This is a genomic window from Cupriavidus necator (genome assembly GCF_040578825.1).
GTDB classification, from domain to species: domain Bacteria; phylum Pseudomonadota; class Gammaproteobacteria; order Burkholderiales; family Burkholderiaceae; genus Cupriavidus; species Cupriavidus necator_E.
Genome location: NZ_JBEFLI010000008.1, coordinates 92,483 through 113,028 on the forward strand (window position 1 = coordinate 92,483; position 20,546 = coordinate 113,028).

Genomic DNA, 20,546 nt, shown 5'->3' on the forward strand with positions numbered 1-20,546 from the left:
CGGCCCGTTGCGCGGCTCGTTGCGCGCTACCGGGCCGGCTGCGGCAAGCGGCGTGACGTCCCCTGCGCTTCGGCGCGGTGGTCACCGCCGGAACCACAACAGCGAGAGTCCGCACGCCGCCACCAGCAGCAGCACCGAGGCAGCGGAAAACAAGGCACTCACCTCGGTTTCCCTGCGCTCGAGCGCAAAGCGCGCGCTGAGCTGCCGATACACCTGGCTCAGGTCGGCGGCCGAGCCTGCATGGAAGTACTCGCCGCCCGTCATCGACGCCACCGCGCGCAACGCGGGTTCATCGAGCTGCATGTAGTAGGACAGGCTCGACTCTGCCGCGCTCCCCTGCGGCGAACCGAAGCCCACGGTATAGACGCGCACGCCGCGCTGGGCGGCCATGCGCGCGGCCTCCATCGGGTCCGGGCCGGTGGTACGGCGGCCATCGCTGAGCAGGATCACGGCACCGTGCGGGTACGAGCCCGGCTGCGCCGCTTCGCGCTCCTGCTCCCGCTTGCGGGCGGCATCGGCCGCGGCGGCCTCGTCCAGCGATGTGCCGCGCCCGGAACGGCCCGACACGCTGCCGAACAGGATCGCCTCCAGGTCGATGCCATCGTCGGGAAACAGCACTGCCAGCGCCTGGAACAGTCCGCTGCCGGTCGCCGTGCCGCGCTGGAGCTGGAAGCGGTCCAGCGCGTCGAGCATGTCCTGCCGGTTGTCGGTGGGAGGCAGCACCACGGTCGCGGTGGCGGCGAAGGACACGATGCCCAGCCGCACCCTGGCCGGCAGCCCCACGACGAGGTCGCGGGCGGCCTGCTGGGCGGCGCCGATCCGTGTGGGAGGCACGTCGGTCGCCTCCATGCTGCGGGAGGTGTCCATCGCCAGTACCAGCGTGACGGTGTCGGCCGGCAGGGTCACGGTGGCGCTGGGGCGGGCACATGCCAGCAGGGCGGCGGTCAGCGCGAACAGGAACAGCAGCGGCGGGATGTGGCGCCGCAGACGTTGTCCCGGACCCAGCGCGGCGCGCGGCAATGCAAGGCTTGCATAGAGCAAGGCGGCCTTCTTGCGCCGCGCGATCAGATACAGGTATGCGGCTGCCAGCAGTGGGACCGCGAGCAGCAGCCAGAGCATCTGCGGCCAGAGAAACTGCATGCCCTGCTCCTTGGCGCGTGGGTAAGAGGATGGTACTGTATTTTCCACGGCGGGACGGGACCTCGGGGGCTGCGATGAAACGGGTGGCGATCTACGGATGGGTCTCGGTGGCGGTTGTGCTGGTTCTGGCTGCCGGTGTGGGCTCGGCGTGGCTGTTGCAGCCCGCGCGGCGCGCCCTCACGCAGGCGGACATCGACGCCGCGGTGCTGCATACGCTGGAAACCAAGAGCCTGCCGTCGCGCACGGCCCGCGCGGCCGAGGCGGTGCGCGAGTCGGTCGTGGAAATCCGCAGTTTCCCGCCAGTGGAAAAGATCGCCGAAGCGGCGTCCGCGCCCGAGGCCAGGCGTGATCCCTCTGCCACCCGCCCCGACACCTCGCCGCCGGCCAGCTCGTCGCGTTGGGCGGGGGATGGCGGCGACCGTGCCGGCGACAAGGAGCAGCCCGCGGCCAAGTCCGAAGGTCCACACGTCGGTTCTGGCGTGGTCGTGACCGAGCGCGGCGTGATCCTCACCAGCTACCACGTCATCGCCGGCGCCCGGCGCCTGGAAGTCAGGTTCCACGACGGTCACAAGTCCGAGGCCACGGTGCTGCAGGCGATCCCGGAGAAAGACCTTGCCGTCCTCCAGCCCAAGTCCATTCCCGACGACCTGCCGGCGGCGACGCTCGGTTCCAGCCGCGATCTCGTGCCCGGCACCGAAGTCGTCGCGGTCGGCTTTCCGTTCGGCATCGGCCCGTCGGTGTCTGCCGGCGTGGTGTCCGGACTCGACCGCAGGTTCGTTTCGCCCGATCACAAGCAGGACCTGGACAAGCTCATCCAGTTCGACGCCGCGGCCAATCCGGGCAACTCCGGCGGGCCGCTGGTGAATATGGATGGCGAGGTGATCGGGATCGTCACCGCCATCCTCAACCCCAACAAGAGCGGCACCTTCCTCGGCATTGGCTTTGCCATCACGATCGAAAGTGCCGGTGTTTCCGTCGGATCTTCTCCTTTCTAGCTGCGGGGGCCTATGAACGACCAAGCCAGAGTTGCGGTGGACAACGCCGAGCTGATGGAACGCCTGTTGTATGAGGTCAAGCGCGTGGTGGTGGGACAGGACCACTTTCTCGAACGGGTACTGGTGGCCATCCTGGCCGGTGGCCACTTGCTGGTGGAAGGCGTGCCGGGCCTGGCCAAGACGCTGACCGTCAACACGCTGGCCAGGACCATGAGCGGCTCCTTCAAGCGCATCCAGTTCACGCCAGACCTGCTGCCGGCCGACCTGATCGGCACCCGCATGTATAACCAGGGCACGGGCGAGTTCTCCACCGTGCGGGGACCGGTGTTCGCCAACCTGCTGCTGGCCGACGAAATCAACCGCGCGCCGGCCAAGGTGCAGAGCGCCTTGCTGGAAGTCATGCAGGAAAAGCAGGTCACCATCGCCGGCGAAACTCATCGGGTGCCCGCGCCCTTCCTCGTCATGGCCACGCAGAATCCGATCGAGACCGAAGGCACCTATCCGCTGCCGGAGGCGCAGGTCGACCGCTTCATGATGAAGGTGCTGGTGGGCTATCCCAGCGAGGAGGAGGAAGTCGTCATCGTCAACCGCGTCACCGGCCCCCGCATCTCCGTGACCCCCATCGCCACGCCGGAGCACCTGACCGGCCTGCAGGAAGCGTGCCGCAAGGTCTATGTGGATCCAAGCCTGGTCCAGTACGCGGTGCGCGTGGTGGCGGCGACCCGCAAACCAGGCAGCTACGGCCTGGCCGACCTGGACCGCTATGTTTCCTTCGGCGCCAGCCCCCGCGCCACCATCGGCCTGGTCGAAGGCGCGCGCGCGCTGGCGTTCCTGCGCGCCCGGGACTATGCGCTGCCCGAAGATGTGATCGACCTCGTGCCTGACGTATTGCGCCACCGCCTGGTGCTCTCCTACGAGGCCATGTCCGATGGCGCGACGCCCGACCAGCTCATTGCCCGTATCGTCGCGGCGCTGCCGGCGCCCGAGCGTCCGCTGGAATCCCATGTTCGGGCGGCTGCGGGCTAGGGGCCGGCGCGGCCCCGAAGCCGCAGCCGACACCGCTCCCGCCGGCGCGGCGCTTGCCCGTGTCGGCGCCAGCCAGACCGACGCCCTGCTGCGCCGCCTGGAATGGACGGTGGTGCGCCGCCTCGACGGCCTGCTGCAGGGCGACTACCGCACGCTGTTTCGCGGCTTCGGGCTCGACCTTGCCGACTTGCGCGAATACCACCCCGGCGACGACGTGCGGCACATCGACTGGAACGTGACGGCGCGGCTGCAGACGCCGCACGTGCGTGAGTACCAGGAGGACCGCGAGGTCGGCGTCTGGTTCCTGCTGGACCTGAGCGGGTCGGTCGACTTCGGTTCCGGCACCGTGCGCAAGCGCGACCTGCTGAGCGACTTCACCACCGTCATGGCGCTGCTGCTGACGCGCTATGGCAACCGGGTCGGCGCTCTGCTCTACGGCGGGGCGGCAGACCTGGGCGCATCCGTGATACCGGCGCGCGCGGGGCGCCGTCACTTGCTGCACCTGCTCGACCGCATGCATGCCACGCCCGCGGCGTCGCCGGGCGAGACCCGGTTGCGCGACCTGCTGGAGCGCGCACGGGTTGTCGCGAAGCGACGGTCGGTGCTGTTCGTCGTCTCGGACTTTATCAGCGCCCCGGGGTGGCAGGCGTCGCTCGGCATGCTGGCCCGGCGTCATGAAGTCGTCGCCGTGCGGCTGGTCGATCCCCTGGAGCTGGCCTTGCCCGACCTCGGCATGGTCGTGCTGCAGGATGCCGAAAGCGGAGAGCAGATGGTCGTCGACACGCATGACCCCGCCTTCCGCAAACGCTTCGCCGCCGCCGCCGAGGCGCGCGAGGCCGAGCTGCGCCAGGGCTTCGCGCGGGCCGGCGTGGCGTGCCTGACGCTGTCGACCTATGCCCGGCTGGACCTGGCGCTGCTGCAATTCGCCAGCCAGCGCCGGCGCCGGCAAGGGGCCGCAAAAGGCGCCGCGGCAGGCGCCACAAAAGGCGCCGCTGAAGGGGCCACCAGGGAGGGGGCAGCATGATGGATGCGATCAGCCGGTTGCCCGTCTTCAGCTTCCTGTGGCCCGGCATGCTGTGGTTGTTCGCGGTCGTCCTGATGCTGGGCGCCGCTTACCTGTGGCTGGATGCGCGCCGGCGGCGCGCGACGGTGCACTATCCCGCCCTGAAGACCGTCGGCCTCGCCATCCAGGGCCGCGCGAACTGGCGCCGCCACGTCTGCCCCGCGCTGGCGCTGCTGGCCCTGGCCGCACTGGTCTTCGCCATCGCCCGTCCGCAGGCCGTGATGATGCTGCCCTCGCGCATCGAGACCGTGATCCTGGTCATCGACCTGTCGGGCAGCATGCGCGCGCAGGATGTCCAGCCCACCCGTATCCGCGCCGCGCAACAGGCAGCCAAGGTCCTGCTGGACGCCCAGCCCGCGGGCGTCAGCGTCGGGGTGGTCGCGCTGGCCGGCACGGCGGCTGTGGCGCAGGCGCCCAGCCGCAGGAAGGAAGATGTGGCCATGGCGATCGACCGCCTGCAACCGCAAGGCGGCACCGCGCTGGGCAACGGGTTGCTGATTGCGCTGACGACCCTGCTGCCGCAGACGGCCTCCGATGCCGAGCGCCTGATGAACGAAGAGCCCACGCCGCCGAAGCAGCCGGACCTCTCCGACAGCGGCGACACCGTGACGCCCGGCTCCTATTCCGCCGGTGCGATCGTGCTGTTCTCCGACGGTGAAAGCAATGCCGGCCCCGGCGCCTTGCAGGCGGCGCAGCTTGCCGCCGCGCATGGCGTGCGCATCTATACCGTGGGCGTCGGCACGCCCCAGGGCGTCGTGCTCTCGGCCGACGGCTGGTCGGCCCGCGTCAGGCTGGACGAGAAGGTGTTGAAGCAGGTCGCCGACGCCACCGCGGCCGAGTACTTTCGCCTGGAGGATGCCGCCCAGTTGAAGAAGGTGTACCGCGCGCTCAACGCGCGGCTGGCGTTCGACAAGCGCAGCCAGGTCGAAATCACCGCGTTCTTCGCCGCGCTCGGGGCGCTGCTGGCGACTTGCGCGGGGCTGCTGTCGCTGTGGTGGTTCGGGCGCGTGTTGTAGACGCAGGGCCGGACTGATGCACCTCCCCGGCGACCCGGCCCGAGAACCCACCCGCTTCGGCGCCTCGGTCATTGATCGAGATGCGCGGCGTTTGCATCGCGTTGCAACGGAACATGCCGGCGCGGGCGACATGGCGAGCCTGAGGGTGCCCGCCCGGCCGGCAAGTCCTGGCCTTCAGCAGGCCGCGGGAGGCGACGTCAGGGCGCAATAGGCCGGCCTGGCCGCACCTGAGGGGGGCCGGCCGGCGACTTCAGCCGCGGCTGCGCGCGCGCAGTATGCGGGGTCGGGGGCTTTGGCCGAGCGTGCGCAGTACGCGGGGTCTTCCGCCCTGGCCGAGCGCGCGCAGTACGCGGCGTCTTCCGCCCTCGCCGAGCGCGCGCAGTACGCGGCGTCGGCCGCCCTGGCAGAGCGTGCACAGTATGCAGGTTCCTCTGCCTTGGCCGAGCGCGCGCAGTACGCGGCGTCTTCCGCCCTGGCAGAGCGTGCACAGTACGCGGCATCCTCCGCCTTTGCCGAGCGCGCACAATACGCAGCATCCTCAGCCTTTGCCGAGCGCGCACAGTACGCGGCATCCTCCACCTTGGCCGAGCGCGCACAATACGCAGCATCCTCAGCCTTTGCCGAGCGCGCACAGTACGCGGCATCCTCAACCTTGGCCGAGCGCGCACAGTACGCGGCATCCTCCGCCTTGGCCGAGCGCGCACAGTACGCAGCATCTTCCGCCCTGGCCGAGCGCGCACAGTACGCAGCATCCTCCGCCCTGGCCGAGCGCGCGCAGTACGCAGCATCCTCAGCCCTGGCCGAGCGCGCACAGTACGCAGGCGCGTCAGCACCTGCCCGAGCACAATATGCGGCAGAGGTCAGCGGACTGCCGAACTCGCGCACGCTCAGCGCATCGCTCTGCGCGGCCATTGCCAGCAGGCGGGCCTCGTCTTCCGGCCCATCGATGCCAACGTACGGGTCGTGGTGAAGCACATAGCCGAAGATGCGCTCGCAATCGGCGGCATAGCGCCGGGTATCCAGGATATGGGCATGCCAGAAGGCATCCACCTGTTCGCTGGGGACGGCGGGCGTGTCCGGATACTTCGCGGCCAGCTTGAGGAAATGCCGGTAGCCGCTCTCCGCGTGCTCCAGCGCTTCCGGGGTCCAGTGCACATGCTTCTGGTGCAGCAGCTTGGCCTTCATCCTGGAAAAGTCGAGGGCGTCGATGGCGTGCCACATGGTGTCAACAGTTCGGTCCTGCATGATTCATGCTCCCATTTTTTATTGGACTGCCTCTTATTGCACTTGCATAGGCGCGCGCCGGATTGCCGGCAGTCAGGCGCGCATTGGTAGCGGCCCCGGCTCGAAAGTGGGGCCATTCTCCATGCGGCTGGCGAGGAAGGCAGTGATCTTCGCCGGCGGCAGCGGATGGCTGAAGTAGTAACCCTGGACTTCGTCGCAGCCCTCGCGGCGCAGGAACTCGAGCTGCGCCTCGTTCTCCACGCCTTCGGCGACGACTTCCAGGCCCAGGCGGTGGCCGAGCCCGATCACCGCGCTGGTAATCTGCGTGTCGCTGCGGCTTTCCGGTACGTAGCGGACGAAGCTGCGGTCGATCTTGACCGTATCGATGGGGAAGCGGCTCAGGTAGGCAAGCGAGGAATAGCCCGTGCCGAAGTCGTCGATCGCCAGCCGGACGCCCGTGCGCTTCAAACGCGAGAGCCAGCTCGATGCCTGTTCGGCATCGCGCATGACCATGCTCTCGGTGAGCTCCAGCTCCAGCAGGCTGCCCGGCAGGCCCGCTTGCCGCAGGGCGTCGATGATGGTCAGCCTGAGCGACTTGTCGGCAAACTGCCGTGCTGAAAGATTGACCGAGACCCGCACCGGCTGCAGTCCCTCGGCGCGCCATGCGGCATTCTGGCGGCACGCCTCGCGCAGCGCCCACGCGCCGATCTCGACAATGGCGCCGCTCTGCTCCGCGAAGGGAATGAAATCCCCGGGCATGACCATGCCGAGTTCCGGATGGTTCCAGCGGATCAGGGCCTCGACCGCCGTGCACTCGCCGGACGCAAGCGCAATGCGCGGCTGGTAGTAGAGGACGAATTCGTTCTGCTCCAGTGCGCGGTGCAGGTGCGACTCCATGTCGATGCGCTTCTGCAGGGACGCGCTCATGCCGCGGCAGTAGAACTGGTAGCCGTTCTTGCCGAGCTGCTTGGCGCCGTACATGGCCAGGTCGGCATGCTTGAGCAGGGTCTGCCAGTCGTTGCCGTCCTCGGGGAAGGAACTGATGCCGATGCTTGCCGTCATCCGCAGTTCCGATTCGTTGACGACGAAGCCAGGCGCGAGCGCGGCCTGGATCCTGGCGATGGTCCGGCCAAGGATTGTCGAGTCGCCCTTGGGGTCGAGCAGCACGACGAATTCATCGCCGCCGAAGCGGGTAATCAGGTCCACATCGTCCAGGCTCGCGCGCAGCCGGTCGGCCATCTCGCGCAGCACGATGTCGCCGGCGTTGTGGCCGATCGTGTCGTTCACGACCTTGAACTCATCCAGGTCGACGAAAATGACATGCAGGGTCTGGTCGCCCGTGCGGGCCCGCGTGAGCGCCTTCTCGAACTCGGCCTTGAACATCAGCCGGTTGGGCAGCCCGGTCAGGGCATCGTGATTGGCGATAAAGCGCAGGTTTTCCTCGGCCTGGCGCCGCAGCAGGAAATGCCCGGTCTGGTTGGCAACGCCGCTCGCCATCGCCAGCGCATGCGTATCGGGGCTGCGCCTGGCACGGGAATAGAGCTCGACCACGCCGAGCGTCACATGGCCCCGGCTCAGCGGAAAAGCGAACACCGTGCGAATGCCGCCCGCGCTGAGCCACCTGGCTTGCGCATGCCGGGCGATCGCGTTGCGGTTTGCAAACCATTGCGGCGCCTGCAACACCGCGGCACCGGCGGGCAATGCGGGGCGTGCGGCGAGCCACGGCTCCAGCGCCTTGACGCGGGCCAGGTAGACCGGCGGCAGCTTCAGTCCCTGGCTGTCGTCGCCGGGCCAGAAGGCACCTGCCTCCCAGTCCATGCCTTCAAGCAGCGTGTGGACGATCTCCTCGAGCACCTCGATCTCGCTGGTGGCGGTAGCCAGATGCAGCGCAATCTGGTGTTCCTGCGCCCTGGCCTGCTCGGCGCACTTGCGCTGGCTGATGTCCTGCGCGGTGCCGCGCAGCACGGCGCTGTCGTGCGCCCCATGCGCATGGCCGATCAGGTGCAGCCAGCCCCGGCGTCCGCGCCGCGACCGGTACGGGCACTCAAGCTCGAACGGCTGGCCATCCTGCAGCGCGGCACGCATCTTTTCCTGCAGCACGGCGCGATGGCCGGGGTCGATCGCCTGGAACAGCGCTTCGGGCGTCGGTTTGTCGCCGCGCCAGCCCAGCAGGCGCACCATTTCCCGGGAAAAGTGCGCGATGTCCCTGCCCAAATCGATACGCCAGTCGCCGACGTGAGCGATCTGCTGTGCCTCGGCGAGCGCCGCCTGGCTGTCGCGCAGGCTGTGCGTCATCTGCTCGGCCACGGCCACGGCGCGCGCCCGCGAACTCGACAACGCGTAGGCAAGCCAGCCCAGCAGCACGCTGATGATTGCGCCGGAAATCACCACCAGCGCCGGCAGGTAGCGCTGCGGACCACTGATGGCGTTGGCATCGGCGTCAAATGCGATCACCCAGCGCCGTCCGCCGAAATCCCGCACCACGCTCCTGGTCAGGTCATTCTGCTCGGCGTCCGCGCCCTTCTGGCCGTGCGCCAGTGTCGCCGCGCCACGCGCGCCACTGGCATGGACGCTGCTGGCGTCCGCGCCCCGGCCGCGTCCCCGCGCCGGCAGGCCGGTCACACTGTCATACAGCAGGTTGGCGGCGGAGGGAGGAACCGCGGCCTCGGCGAAGTCGCCGGCGTCATACACGCGAAACCGGATGCGGCGCAGGTTGTCGCTGCTGACCAGGTCTTTCAGCAGATCGTCCACGCGGATGCCCGCCCCGACCGAGCCGATATAGGCGCCGCGGCGCGCTTGCACGGAATCCAGGTTCGGCACCTTGCGGTACACCGGCAGGCGCAGCGCGATGCCCACATGCGGGTTCTTTGCCTCGCTGAAGATCAGCCGGCCGCTGCTGACGGACTTGCCGGTGTCGCGCGCCCGTTCCAGCGCCGCCAGGCGGCGTGGCTCTGCGCCCATGTCGACGCCGATCGATGCCAGGTTCATGGCGAGCGGCTCGACATAGGTCAGCACGAAGTGGCCGGGGCGCTGGCCAGGGGGACGGACGTTGAACGTCACGCCCGCATCGCGCAGGATCGGATCGCTGCGCTGCCCGGCGATAAACGCATCGAGCTCGGCCGCCGGCACATAGGGCGCGTAGTTCAGTGTCTGGAAACCGGGATAGCGCTGCGGCAGGTTCAGCCCGCTGACGAAATCGCGAAACTCGCCGCGCGAGACATGGTCGCTGGCGCCGAACAGCGCCTGCATGGTCACCAGTACGTCGGTATAGAGCCGGATCCGTGTATCGATCTGCTGGATGACGTCGCCGGTATCGTTCTCGAAACGCAGGCGGACATCCTTTTCCAGCAGGTCGGTGCAGAACGCGTAGACGACGGCCGTCGTCAGCACGCCAAGCAGCAAGGTGCCCGCCGTGATGGTGCGCGACCCAAGGCGTCCAAGCAGGCGCAGCAAGCGCGCAAGCGTCTGGCCCAAGATCATCTCCCCCCGGTATGGCGGCGGCCCTGTGGCTGAGCGGCCAGCGCCAACGACTACTGCGAAAAAGGCACTTTTTCAACGGCGCGACCATTCAGCGGGCCGTTTTTTATGTCTTAACAATCTATAGCAAGCCGGGTCAGACGTGCGCTAATTATCGCGGCCAGGACACCCTCCTTAAGTAGGGTGTCTGTTTGGCAGGCTGTGGACTATCGACGGGGCGATTGCAAGGGTAAACATGGGCCTCGCTCGCGAAATTTTCGTGCCAGGCGCTTCCTGCAACAGGGTGGGGGCAACCCACCTGATCCCGCTCACCCCATCCCGATCCGCCGCGCGCCTTCACGGAACAGGGCCTCGCCTTCCGGATCGAATGGGAAGCTCATCAGGAAATCGGCAAGGCTGTAGGCAGGGGCGATCTTGCGGATGGTGGCGGCCTCGGCGCGCGCCTGGTCCAGCGAGCCGGCCAGCGCGAGGCAGCAGGCCGCAATCGCGTGGATGTGCGGGAACGCATTGGGCCGCGCGGCTGCCTTGACGGCCCAGCCCGCGGCTTCGTCGAAGCGTCCGAGACGGACCAGCGCCATCGCGCGCGTGGCGAGCATGCCAAACAGCATCGGATCGAAAGGACTCAACTGGCGTGAGAGGTCCGATGAAACGATGGCAGCCTGCGGGTCGCCGGAAATCGAGCGGACGAATGAAAGATTGTAGTGGCCCAGCGCGAAGTTCGGGCTGAGATCGATGGACTGCTCAAGCTCGGCCACGGACTCTTCTGGGCGGCCCCGTAGCCAGAGCGCACGACCCATCGCCCAGTGCACCGCCGGGTCGCGGTCGTCGACCATCAGGCCCTGCGCCGCGGCGTCATAGGCCTTGTCGATTTTCGGGCCGCGCTCGTCCCGCTGCTTCCAGTTCTGGAACGCGTCCTGGAAATGCGTGAACGACAGTCCGGCATAGGCGCGCGAGAAGGTCGGATCGAGCCGCAGCGCAGTCTGGAAAAAGTGGCGGGCCATCTCGTTGTCTTCCCTGCGATACCGGTACATATGCCACAGGCCGCAATGATAGGCCTCCCATGCATCGAGGGAGCTCGGCGGCTTGAGGATGGCACGGTTGCGCTCGAGCGTCTCGATCTCGCTGGCGACGGAAGCGACGATGCGGTTGCCCACCTCCTCCAGCACGAGGAATGCGTCGTCCAGCTTGTGGTGGAAGGTATCGGCCCAGACGATGCGGGCGCTGCGCGTCTCGGCGAGCTCCACCGTCACCGTGAGGCGCCCGTTGCGCGTGCTTACCGTTCCGCCCACGACGTAGTCGACATTCAGCGTGCGGCCAGCTTCTTCCGCGCCGACGTGCCGCTCATGCAGTGCGTACACCGTCCCCTGCGCAATGACAAACAGGCTGCGCAGCTTGGCGAGCCGCGTGATGACATCATGCGCCAGCGCATCGGCCGCGCCGCCGCGGGCGTAGGCCTGGGTGGAAGGATCGACGAACGGCATGATCGCGATGGAGCCGTGCCGGGGCATCGCCGGGCCGAGCTGGGCGACCTGGTTGACGCCAGCGACCTGTGCGCGGTCTTCGAACGCGACGACCGTCGCTGTCACGGCCGCCCGCCAGGCGTTGCGGATCGGCCGGCTGTCGAGGCCTTCGGCCTCGAACAGCTTCACAGTCGCCGCCACATGCTCCTCCCCTTCGCGCAGGCGGCCATGCCGGGCGAGCGTGGCCAGAATGGTCGCGTGGACGTGCTGGTCGAAGGGCGCCAGCTCGCGCCACTTGTCCAGGTACCCAAAGGTCTCTTCCCCGGCAGCACTTGTCGCCAGATGCTCCAGCAGCGCGGTATGACAAGCCCGCAAGCGCCGCCGTTGCGCGGTCAGCCACGCGCTGAACACCGGGCAGCGGGCCAGCTCCAGACCGTCCAGGAAATCCCCTTCGAACAGCATCGCCAGGCTTCTTTGCCGCTCCGGACTCAGTGCCGTGACGCCTGCCTCGAACGCATGCGCGATCTCGAGCGCATCGACGAAGCCATCGGCGAGATCGAGCCAGATCGTGTCCGCGCTGGTCTTCAGCCGCTGCCGATCGCCCGAGTCGACGAGTTTCCGGATCCGGCTGAGGCACCAGCGTAGTTCGCCGCGTGGATCGTTGGGCATCTCCCACAACAACTCGCACAGATGGCTGCGCGAGACCGGGCGTGGTGCAAGCGCCAGGTAGCCGAGGAGCGCGCGGACCTTCCTGGACGCAGGCAGCGACACGGCAACGCCATGCTGCCGGATGCGCAGCGGCCCAAGCATCTGGATCTGCACCGCAGGGATGCCGCTTTCGCGCGGCCGGTCTGATTCCACGGCAATTCCCACGCCGCCTACCACGCGCGCGGCAAAAGATCGGGACCGGAACCACCTGGAACGGACGGAAAAGGAGAAGCAGTCATGGACACCACCGTGCACGTGCGCAGCCGCAGTCATCTGGCCATCGCCCTGGCCGCCGGAGCGGTCTTCGCACTCGGGCTCGGCCTGCGCCAGGCGCAGCCGCTCTTCCTCAGCTTACTCAATTCGCATACCGGCGTCGGCTACGCCACGGTCAGCCTTGCCTTCGGCGTCTCACAGCTCATGTGGGGCGTGGCGCAGCCGGTGGCAGGCGCGGTCGCGGACCGCTGGGGGCCGCGCCGGGTGATGATTGGCGGCGCCGTCCTGTTTGCCGCGGCAATCGCCGGGACGCCGGTCTCGAACAATGCCTTCATGCTGATGCTGCTGATCGGCGTGGCGGGCGCGGCCGGCGCTGGCGCGATCGGCCCGGCAATGCTGATGTCGGCAGCGAATCGCCTGATCCCCGAGGCGAAGCGCGCGGTGGCGAGCGGCATCGTCAATGCGGGCGGATCGGTCGGCCAGTTCACCATCCTGCCCCTCACCCAGTTGCTGATCGGGACCACCGGCTGGCAGCAGGCCATGGTGCTCCTCGGCATGGCGGGACTGGCCGCGATCCCGGCCATCATGATCGTCACGCGCGCGGCGCCGGCGCCCGCCGTTGCCGGTGTTGCCAGCGGCGGCACGATGGGGGTGGCATTGCGCGGGGCGCTCAACGATCCCGGCTTCCTGTTGCTCAACGCCGGCTTCTTCGCCTGCGGATTCCACGTCGCTTTTATCTCGACGCATCTGCCTGGGGTGGTAGCGCTTTGTGGAATGCCCGCCACAGTCAGCGCCTGGTCACTGTCGATCATAGGGCTGTTCAACATCCTGGGCAGCCTGTCGATCGGCAAGGCCATCCAGACGGTCTCCATGAAATACGCGCTGGCTGCCCTCTACCTGGCGCGGGCGGTGGTGATCTTCGCGTTCTTTCTTGCCCCGAAGACGCCGGTGACCTTCGCCCTGTTCGCCGCCGGCCTCGGCTTCACATACCTCTCGACCGTCCCGCCGACCATCGGCCTGGTCGCAAAGCTGCGGGGCACCCGCTATCTCGCCACGCTTTTCGGCATCGTCATGCTGTCGCACCAGATCGGCGGCTTCCTCGGCGCCTGGCTCGGCGGAAAGGCGTTCGAGGCAACCCGAAGCTACGACTGGATGTGGCTGGCGGACATCGTCTTTTGTCTGTTTGCCGCCGCCCTTCACTTGCCGATCCGTGAGGTACGCCCCGTGCCTGCCGCTGCCAGCCAGATCCGCCAACCCGCTTGAGGAGACTGCCATGCATTCATTTCTCTCGACATCCCCGCTGCTGCCGCAGCAGACTTTCGATGTTGCTGCCGGACCCGAGGTAACCGTGAATACCACGCCGACAACAGGCATGCCCCAATCCGAACCATTCTTTCGCGAGACGGGCGCCGGGCCCGGGGTCGTGTGCATCCATTCGAATGCCGGCAACTCCGGGCAATGGCGTGCGCTGATGGAACAGCTCGCACCAAAGTTCCACGTGCTGGCGCCGGATTCGTATGACTCCGGCAAGGGCCCACACTGGCCATCCGACCGGGTCATTTGCCTGCGGGACGAAGCCGCGCTGATCGAGCCGGTGGTCAGGCGGGCTGGCTCATCGTTGGCGTTCGTCGGCCACTCATACGGAGCCGCCGTCGCACTGATCGCAGCCCTGGCGCATCCTGGCCGCGTGCGCGCGCTGGCCCTGTACGAGCCAACGCTGTTTGCGCTGGTTGACGCGCAGACGCCTGCGCCGAATGACGCGGATGGCATCCGCGATACCGTCGCTGGCGCGGGCGCCGCCCTTGACGCAGGGAACCAGGACGCCGCCGCCGAGCGCTTTATCGACTATTGGATGGGGTCCGGCGCCTGGAAGCAGACCCCCGAAGCACGCAAGCCGCCGATAGCCGCATCGGTGACGAATGTCCGCAGATGGGCGCATGCGCTGTTTACGGAGCCCACACCCCTGCAGGCATTCCGTTCCCTTGACGTTCCGGTGCTCTACATGGTCGGCAAGCGCTCGCCGCCATCGGCGCATGGGGTGGCGCGGCTCCTTGCCACCGCACTGCCCCGGGTGGAACTGGTGGAATTTGAAAATCTGGGGCATATGGGTCCCCTCACCCATCCTGATACGGTCAATCAGGTGATCGCGGAATTTCTCGAGCGCGTATGACCGAGCCGATTCGGAAACAATGGATCGGGACACCAGCGGTGCCAGCATGATCGCGACCACCGTTCACGCCAAGACCGGCCTGCTGCTGTTTGCTCCGGCGGCGCGGGAGTATCTGTCGAATCCGTGGTTTGCGGCCAAGCTGGCGCTGATCGGTGCCGCCGCCCTCAATGCGGTGGTGCTGCATCTGGCGTCGCGCCGGCAGTCGGATGCAGGCCATGGCAGGTTTGCCGGGCTGCTGTCCCTCGGGCTGTGGGCTACCGTTGTGCTGGCGGGGCGAATGCTGGGGTTCGGATAGTTCCAAGCGGGGAGAGATGGAGGCTTATTTCATCATTCGCGGCTCGGCTTCGGGAGACACCCGGCTCAGGACCAGGCGCAGGTAATCCACGCCTTCGTTGTCGATCAGTATCGGATATTCCGGGTGTCGTCCCCGGACTGCGCCGGCGCCCCGTCTGCGCGCAGCCAGACGATGAATTCGGCGCCCTGCCCCACCGTGCTCTCCACGGTGATGCGGCCGCCATAGCGCTCCACCAGCGCATAGCTGATCGACAAGCCGAGGCCGGTTCCCATCTGCTTCTTGGTGGTGAAGAACGGATTGAACAGATTGGGCAGGTCTTCTGCGCGGATGCCGCGGCCAGTGTCGCGCACATGCAGCGTCACGCCGAGCCCGTCCCAGTCGCGCGTAGCCAGCGTGAGCGTGCCGCCCTGCGGCATGGCGTGGATGGCATTGGTCAGCAGGTTGACCACCACCTGCTGCAGCTCGCCACGGCTGATGCGCACGCGGCGCGTGGCCTGCCAGTCCTGCTCGATCCGGATCTCCGGCCCCTTCATCAGGTGCCGGACCAGGTCCAGGCAACCGGCCGCGACTTCGCCCACGTCCAGCCGCTCCATATTGCCGGCGAACTCCTCCGGCCGGATGAACTGCAGCAGCCGGTTGGTCAGCAGGTAGATGCGCCGCACCTGCTCGTCGATCAGCCGGAGCTCGTGCCGGACCGGTTCCGCCGCCGGGCCGAGGATCTGGCGGGCCACGTCAAGGTTGCCCTGGATCACCGCGATCGGATTGTTGATCTCATGGGCCACGCCCGCCGTAAGCTGCCCCGCGACCGCCAGCTTCTCCGACGTGATCAACTGCTGCCGGGTAGCCCGCAGCACGGCGTTGGCATCCTCCAGCTCGCGCGTGCGTTCGGCCACCTTGCGATCGAGCGAGTCCGCCCAGTCCCTGAGTTCGGCATTGCGCTGCTGCAGGTCCGACAGCAACTGGTCGAACTGGCCGGCGAGCTGGCCCAGCTCATCCTCGCTGCCCACCGGGCCTACCCGTGCCTCGGCATTGCCGGCCTTGAGCGCGTGCATGGTGCCGACCATCCGCGTCATCGGCGCGAACACGCGCCTGGCCCAGAACAGGGAGAACAAAGCCCCCGCCACGGCCAGCAACAGGAACAATCCCACCAGCACGCCCAGCGCCAGGTCCCTGGCCTGGCTGATCGGCCTGGCCAGGTAGCCCACGTACAGCATGCCGATGCGCTGGCCGCGGCTGTCCGCGATCGGCTCATAGGCGCTCATGTACCGGTCGTTGACCACAAAGGCCAGGTCCAGCCATTTTTCGCCACGCAGCAGCACCTTGTCGCGCACCTCGCGCGAGACCCGTGTTCCCAGCGCGCGCTCGCCATGGAACAGCCGCACGTTGGTGGCAATGCGCGTGTCGTCCAGGAACAGCGTGGCCGTGCCCTGGCTGCCGCGGGGCAGGGATTCCGGCTGGTAGACCAGCGCGTTGATCGTGTCGATGAAGCCGAGGTTGTGGTTCAGCAGCGTGCCGCCGTGCAGGATCCCCACCAGTGCGCCCGCTTCATCGAACACCGGCGCCGCCGCGTGCACCACCATGCCGCGGGTTTCCCGGGTCCTGTCGGTCGGCGCCGCGTTGGCGGTGGGGCGCAGCGTCACCTGTGCGCGCCGGGCAAGGTCGGCCGAGACGGCAGCCAGTTGCGCGGCGGACCATGCGTCCGTGGCGGCGTCCGCGCGGCCGGCCGCGGCGCTGGCCACCACGCGCCAGGCGGCGTAGTCCGCCCCCGCGGCGCCTGCCGGCGCGGCGGCGAGCAGCCGTCCTTGCGTATCGAGCAACTGCAGGAAATCGAATCCGTGCGCGCGCCGCGCTTCGGCCAGGATGGCGGGCATGGCGTCGCCAGGGCCAAGCCCATTCACCAGCGCATGCGACCTGGCCTCCTGCAGGATCCGGTCTTCCACGCCGCCGACCATATGCTCGAAGTACTCATGGGCGACCAGCAGGTCGCTGTTGACCTTGTATGTCAGCAGCGCCTGGAACACGCGATTGCCCCATAGCGCCATCAGCAGCAACAGTGCCACCAGCGCCACCAGCAAGGGCGCGATGACGATGGACACGAGCTTGGCGCGCAGCGAGGCGCGATAGCGGCGCAGCAGCGTGGCGGCGCTCAAGGATGCAGGCCCCACTGCAGGCACTTCCGGTCCAGCGTGCGGCGCGAGATGCCGAGCCGGCGCGCGGCTTCGACCCGGTTGCCGCCCTCCGCCGCCAGCACCTGCAGGATGTGTCGGCGTTCCACCGTTTCCAGCAGCGTGGCGTCGTCAGCGGGCGTGGCCGCGCCCTCGCGGACCGCTTCCGGCAGGCCGGGCTGCGCCGCATCGGCTGGCTGTGCCAGCAGTTCGACCGGGTATTCGCCCAGGATCAACGCCCGCTCCACCAGGTTGCGCAGTTCGCGCGCGTTGCCTGGCCAGTCGTAGTCTCTGAGCAGGCGCGCCAGCGAAGGCGACAGCGGCACCATCGGCAGTCCGAGCTGAGCGGACAACTGCTCCGAGAAATGCTCGGCCAGCGGCACGATGTCTTCTGGCCGCGTGCGCAACGGCGGGATCGCGACGGACACTACGTCGAGCCGGTAGTACAGGTCCTGGCGGAAGCGGCCGGCGGAAATCTCGCTGGCCAGGTTGCGGTTGCAGGCCGCGACGATGCGCACGTCCACGGCGATCTCGCGCTCGGTCCCGAGCGGCCGGATGCGCCGGTCCTCGATGACGCGCAACAGCTTGGCCTGCATCGGCAGCGGCAGCTCCGAGATCTCGTCCAGGAACAGCGTGCCGCCGTCGGCGTAGAGGAACAGGCCGTGGCGTGCCCCGGCCGCGCCGGTGAAGGCGCCCCTGGCGTGGCCGAACAATTCGCTTTCGACGATCTCGGGCGCCATCGCGCCGCAGTTCAGCGGCACGAACTGGCCCTGCCGCCCGCTGAGCCGATGCAGCTCGCGCGCCACCACTTCCTTGCCGGTGCCGGACTCGCCCGTCACCAGCACCGTCGACGGCATCGGTGCCACCCGCGCCACCAGCGCCATCACCTTCTTCATGGCTTCCGACTCGCCGATAAAGTCCTTGTGGATGGTGTACTTGTCCAGCTCGCGGCGCAGGATGTAGTTCTCGCGCGCGAGCCGGGTCCGGTCGAAGCAGCGCCGGATGGCGTTGAGCATCTGGTCGACGCGGAACGGCTTGACGATAAAGTCCGCTGCCCCGGAGCGCAGCGCGGCAATCGCCGTGTCCATGTCGGCAAAAGCGGTCATCAGGATGACATCGGCGGGGTTGCCGGCCGCGCGCAGCGCCTTGAGCCACTCCACTCCGCTGGCCCCCGGCAGCGCCACATCCAGCAGGATCAGGTCGACATGGCGTTGCTCCAGCAGCGCGGCGCCCGCTTCGGCGCTGTCGGCCGTCACCACGCTGGCCACCTTGCCTTCGAGCGCCCGGGACAGGAACGAACGCATGCCGGCCTCGTCGTCCACCACCAGGATCGTGCGGCGCTGCCAGTTGTCGGATTCGGCTGCGTTGCTTTGTCGTTCGCTCATCACTTTGATTATTGACGCCTGGTCTGGGCAACAGCCCAGTCTAGCGACTGTACGCTGACCGGCTGTATCGGGAGTAAACCGAGCCAGCCGCCGCTGCCGCGGCCGGAGATGGACAGTTTGGCCCGCGCACCGGGCCGCTCCCTGGACATTTTGTCCATGGCCTCGCCTCGTTGCCCGGGCCACGTGCTGCAAGCCGTTGACGATAAACGGAATCGACCCCTGGGCATAGCCCTTGCTCGACGACGCGCTCCCAGCCCATCGCTTCCGACGAAAAAAAGAGGCTGCCACTTCCAGGTAGGAGACAAGTTCATGCCATATCCCGCGCAAGCGCAAACGCCGTCGCAACACGCGCCGCGACATCCGTCGCGAGTGCCATCGCGGCCATCGCCCTTCTCCAAGGAGGCCATCATCGCCGGCCCGGGCTTCAACCGCTGGATGGTGCCGCCTGCAGCGCTGGCGGTGCATCTTTGCATCGGCCAGGCCTACGCCTTCTCGGTCTTCAACGAACCGCTGACCCGGATCCTCGGCGTCACGCGGTCCGTGCCGGGCGACTGGCAGCTGACCACGCTGGGCTGGGTGTTCTCTCTGGCGATCTTCTTCCTCGGCATCTCGGCCGCCTTTGCCGGCAAGTGGCTCGAGAAGGTCGGTCCCCGGCGCACCATGTTCACGGCGGCGTGCTGCTTCGGCGGCGGGTTCCTGATATCGGCGCTCGGCATCTGGCTGCACCAGATCTGGCTGCTGTACCTGGGGTACGGCGTGCTGGGCGGGATCGGGCTCGGGCTGGGCTACGTTTCGCCGGTCTCCACGCTGATCCGCTGGTTCCCGGACCGCCGCGGCATGGCGAGCGGGCTGGCGATCATGGGCTTCGGCGGCGGTGCGATGATCGGCGCGCCGTTATCGGTCGCGCTGATGAACCATTTCAAGAGCGCCACCAGCGCGGGCGTGGCGCAGGCCTTTCTCGTCATGGGCGTGGTCTACTTCATCTCGATGTCGCTTGGCGCGCTGGCCATCCGCATTCCCGCCCCGGGCTGGGCGCCACCGGGCTACGTTTCCACCGCCAGGCCGGGCAGGATGGTGACGCACGCCAACGTGCATATCGACCAGGCGCTGAAGACGCCGCAGTTCTACCTGCTCTGGCTGGTCCTGTTCCTGAACATCACGGCCGGCATCGGCGTGCTGGGGCAGGCGGCGGTGATGATCCAGGAAACCTTCAAGGGCAGCATCACCGCGGCCGCGGCGGCCGGCTTTGTCGGGCTGCTCAGCATCGGCAACATGACCGGGCGCTTCCTGTGGAGCTCCGCCAGCGACTACTTCGGGCGCAAGGCGACCTATGCCATCTTCTTCGCCTGCGGCGCCGCGCTCTACCTGGCCGTGCCGGCCGTGGGCGCGTCCGGCAACGTGGCCCTGTTCGTGGCGTGCTATTTCCTGATCCTGACCATGTATGGCGGCGGCTTCAGCACGATTCCCGCCTACCTGGCCGACCTGTTCGGCACCGCCTACGTCGGTGGCATCCACGGCCGCCTGCTGACCGCGTGGGCCGCAGCGGGCATCGCGGGGCCGGCGCTGGTGAACTACATCCGCGAGCACACGCTGGCGCTGGGCGTGCCCCGCTCAGAGGTCTACGTCGATACCCTGCATATCATGGCAGGCCTTCTGGTGGCGGGTTTCGTCTGCAACCTGCTGATCCGGCCGGTGCATGCGCGGCATCACCTGCGCGAAGCGGCCAGTCCCGCCTGAATGCCTGCTACCCGACCCACAGGAAACCCACCCATGCACAACCACCGCATTTTCAGCAAGACCTTGCTGCTGCTCGCGTTCTGGGCCTACGTGCTCATCCCGCTGGGAGCGGGAATCTGGTCGACCCTCGGCAAGGCCATGACCCTGTTTACCTGAGCGGCCGGCGCCGACCCTCCTGCGCTGCATCACGAGCCGGGGTTCCGGTTCGTCGATGCAGGGGGAGGCTCGGGCCGGTCCACGCTCTCTGCCTTCCCTGCCCTTCTCTTCTTCCCTTCCCCTTTGATCGGCGCCAGGTCGAGCGTCCAGCGGCCGGGCGAGGCCGGCGCGCGCACTGCCGCCAGCGTCCTGGCAAAGTCCAGTTCGGCGAGTTCGGGCCCGCCGCCCTCAATGCGGTGGTGCTGCATCTGGCGTCGCGCCGGCATTCGGATGCGCGCCATGGCGGCGTGCCGGGCTGCTGTCGCTGGGGCTGTGG

At 68.0% G+C, this 20,546-nt stretch carries 16 protein-coding genes; 9 read left to right on the forward strand and 7 right to left on the reverse strand.

Going from position 1 to position 20,546, the window contains the following annotated elements:
- Positions 1–81: 81 nt before the first annotated feature.
- Entirely contained in the window at positions 82–1,140 is a 1,059-nt protein-coding gene (locus tag AB1I47_RS06765; RefSeq protein WP_354682998.1) for a VWA domain-containing protein, read from the reverse strand.
- Positions 1,141–1,214: 74 nt separating this feature from the next.
- Here AB1I47_RS06765 and AB1I47_RS06770 point away from each other — a divergent pair, with 74 nt between their 5' ends.
- Genes AB1I47_RS06770 through AB1I47_RS06785 form a run of 4 tightly spaced genes read left to right on the forward strand, consistent with a single transcriptional unit; the run spans position 1,215 to position 5,240 of the window.
- On the forward strand, positions 1,215–2,135 hold the full coding sequence (locus AB1I47_RS06770; RefSeq protein ID WP_354682999.1) for a S1C family serine protease: 921 nt from the start codon (positions 1,215–1,217) through the stop codon (positions 2,133–2,135).
- Between the two features lie 12 nt (positions 2,136–2,147).
- Complete coding sequence (locus AB1I47_RS06775) at positions 2,148–3,161, forward strand: AAA family ATPase (RefSeq protein ID WP_354683000.1); 1,014 nt, start codon at positions 2,148–2,150, stop codon at positions 3,159–3,161.
- Positions 3,139–4,185, forward strand: coding sequence for a DUF58 domain-containing protein (locus AB1I47_RS06780; RefSeq protein ID WP_354683001.1), 1,047 nt, complete (start codon positions 3,139–3,141; stop codon positions 4,183–4,185). Before AB1I47_RS06775 ends, AB1I47_RS06780 begins: the two co-directional genes overlap by 23 nt.
- Complete coding sequence (locus AB1I47_RS06785; RefSeq protein ID WP_354683002.1) at positions 4,182–5,240, forward strand: VWA domain-containing protein; 1,059 nt, start codon at positions 4,182–4,184, stop codon at positions 5,238–5,240. The genes AB1I47_RS06780 and AB1I47_RS06785 overlap by 4 nt, the downstream gene beginning before the upstream one ends.
- 174 nt (positions 5,241–5,414) lie before the next feature.
- Here AB1I47_RS06785 and AB1I47_RS06790 read toward each other — a convergent pair whose 3' ends face one another.
- The 3 genes from AB1I47_RS06790 to AB1I47_RS06800 all read right to left on the reverse strand — a co-directional run bounded on the left by AB1I47_RS06790 (position 5,415) and on the right by AB1I47_RS06800 (position 12,262).
- Complete coding sequence (locus AB1I47_RS06790) at positions 5,415–6,485, reverse strand: glycine-rich domain-containing protein (protein ID WP_354683003.1); 1,071 nt, start codon at positions 6,483–6,485, stop codon at positions 5,415–5,417.
- A 72-nt stretch (positions 6,486–6,557) separates the two neighbouring features.
- Positions 6,558–9,944 carry a bifunctional diguanylate cyclase/phosphodiesterase gene (locus AB1I47_RS06795; protein ID WP_354683004.1) on the reverse strand — a complete coding sequence of 1,129 codons (3,387 nt, stop codon included), beginning with the start codon at positions 9,942–9,944 and terminating at the stop codon, positions 6,558–6,560.
- A gap of 305 nt (positions 9,945–10,249) precedes the next feature.
- Positions 10,250–12,262 carry a transcriptional regulator gene (locus AB1I47_RS06800; RefSeq protein WP_354683005.1) on the reverse strand — a complete coding sequence of 671 codons (2,013 nt, stop codon included), beginning with the start codon at positions 12,260–12,262 and terminating at the stop codon, positions 10,250–10,252.
- 84 nt (positions 12,263–12,346) lie between these two features.
- Between AB1I47_RS06800 and AB1I47_RS06805 the strand changes: the two genes are divergently transcribed.
- From AB1I47_RS06805 to AB1I47_RS06815, 3 genes are read left to right on the forward strand one after another with little or no spacing between them, the layout of a single operon-like run.
- Positions 12,347–13,585 carry an MFS transporter gene (locus tag AB1I47_RS06805; RefSeq protein WP_354683006.1) on the forward strand — a complete coding sequence of 413 codons (1,239 nt, stop codon included), beginning with the start codon at positions 12,347–12,349 and terminating at the stop codon, positions 13,583–13,585.
- A 10-nt stretch (positions 13,586–13,595) separates the two neighbouring features.
- The gene (locus AB1I47_RS06810; RefSeq protein WP_354683007.1) at positions 13,596–14,492 is read left to right on the forward strand and encodes an alpha/beta fold hydrolase; all 897 of its coding nucleotides are present in this window, start codon (positions 13,596–13,598) and stop codon (positions 14,490–14,492) included.
- Between the two features lie 46 nt (positions 14,493–14,538).
- The gene (locus AB1I47_RS06815; RefSeq protein ID WP_354683008.1) at positions 14,539–14,787 is read left to right on the forward strand and encodes a hypothetical protein; all 249 of its coding nucleotides are present in this window, start codon (positions 14,539–14,541) and stop codon (positions 14,785–14,787) included.
- 104 nt (positions 14,788–14,891) lie between these two features.
- Here AB1I47_RS06815 and AB1I47_RS06820 read toward each other — a convergent pair whose 3' ends face one another.
- Positions 14,892–16,937, reverse strand: coding sequence for a sensor histidine kinase (locus AB1I47_RS06820; RefSeq protein WP_354683009.1), 2,046 nt, complete (start codon positions 16,935–16,937; stop codon positions 14,892–14,894).
- Entirely contained in the window at positions 16,934–18,337 is a 1,404-nt protein-coding gene (locus AB1I47_RS06825) for a sigma-54-dependent transcriptional regulator (RefSeq protein WP_354683010.1), read from the reverse strand. The genes AB1I47_RS06820 and AB1I47_RS06825 overlap by 4 nt, the downstream gene beginning before the upstream one ends.
- A 309-nt stretch (positions 18,338–18,646) precedes the next feature.
- Here AB1I47_RS06825 and AB1I47_RS06830 point away from each other — a divergent pair, with 309 nt between their 5' ends.
- Both AB1I47_RS06830 and AB1I47_RS06835 read left to right on the forward strand, forming a co-directional pair.
- Complete coding sequence (locus tag AB1I47_RS06830; RefSeq protein WP_354683011.1) at positions 18,647–20,074, forward strand: L-lactate MFS transporter; 1,428 nt, start codon at positions 18,647–18,649, stop codon at positions 20,072–20,074.
- Between the two features lie 33 nt (positions 20,075–20,107).
- On the forward strand, positions 20,108–20,230 hold the full coding sequence (locus AB1I47_RS06835) for an MFS transporter small subunit (RefSeq protein ID WP_354683012.1): 123 nt from the start codon (positions 20,108–20,110) through the stop codon (positions 20,228–20,230).
- Between the two features lie 29 nt (positions 20,231–20,259).
- Here the strand turns inward: AB1I47_RS06835 and AB1I47_RS06840 are convergent, their stop codons facing one another.
- The gene (locus AB1I47_RS06840; RefSeq protein ID WP_354683013.1) at positions 20,260–20,511 is read right to left on the reverse strand and encodes a hypothetical protein; all 252 of its coding nucleotides are present in this window, start codon (positions 20,509–20,511) and stop codon (positions 20,260–20,262) included.
- Positions 20,512–20,546: the final 35 nt, after the last annotated feature.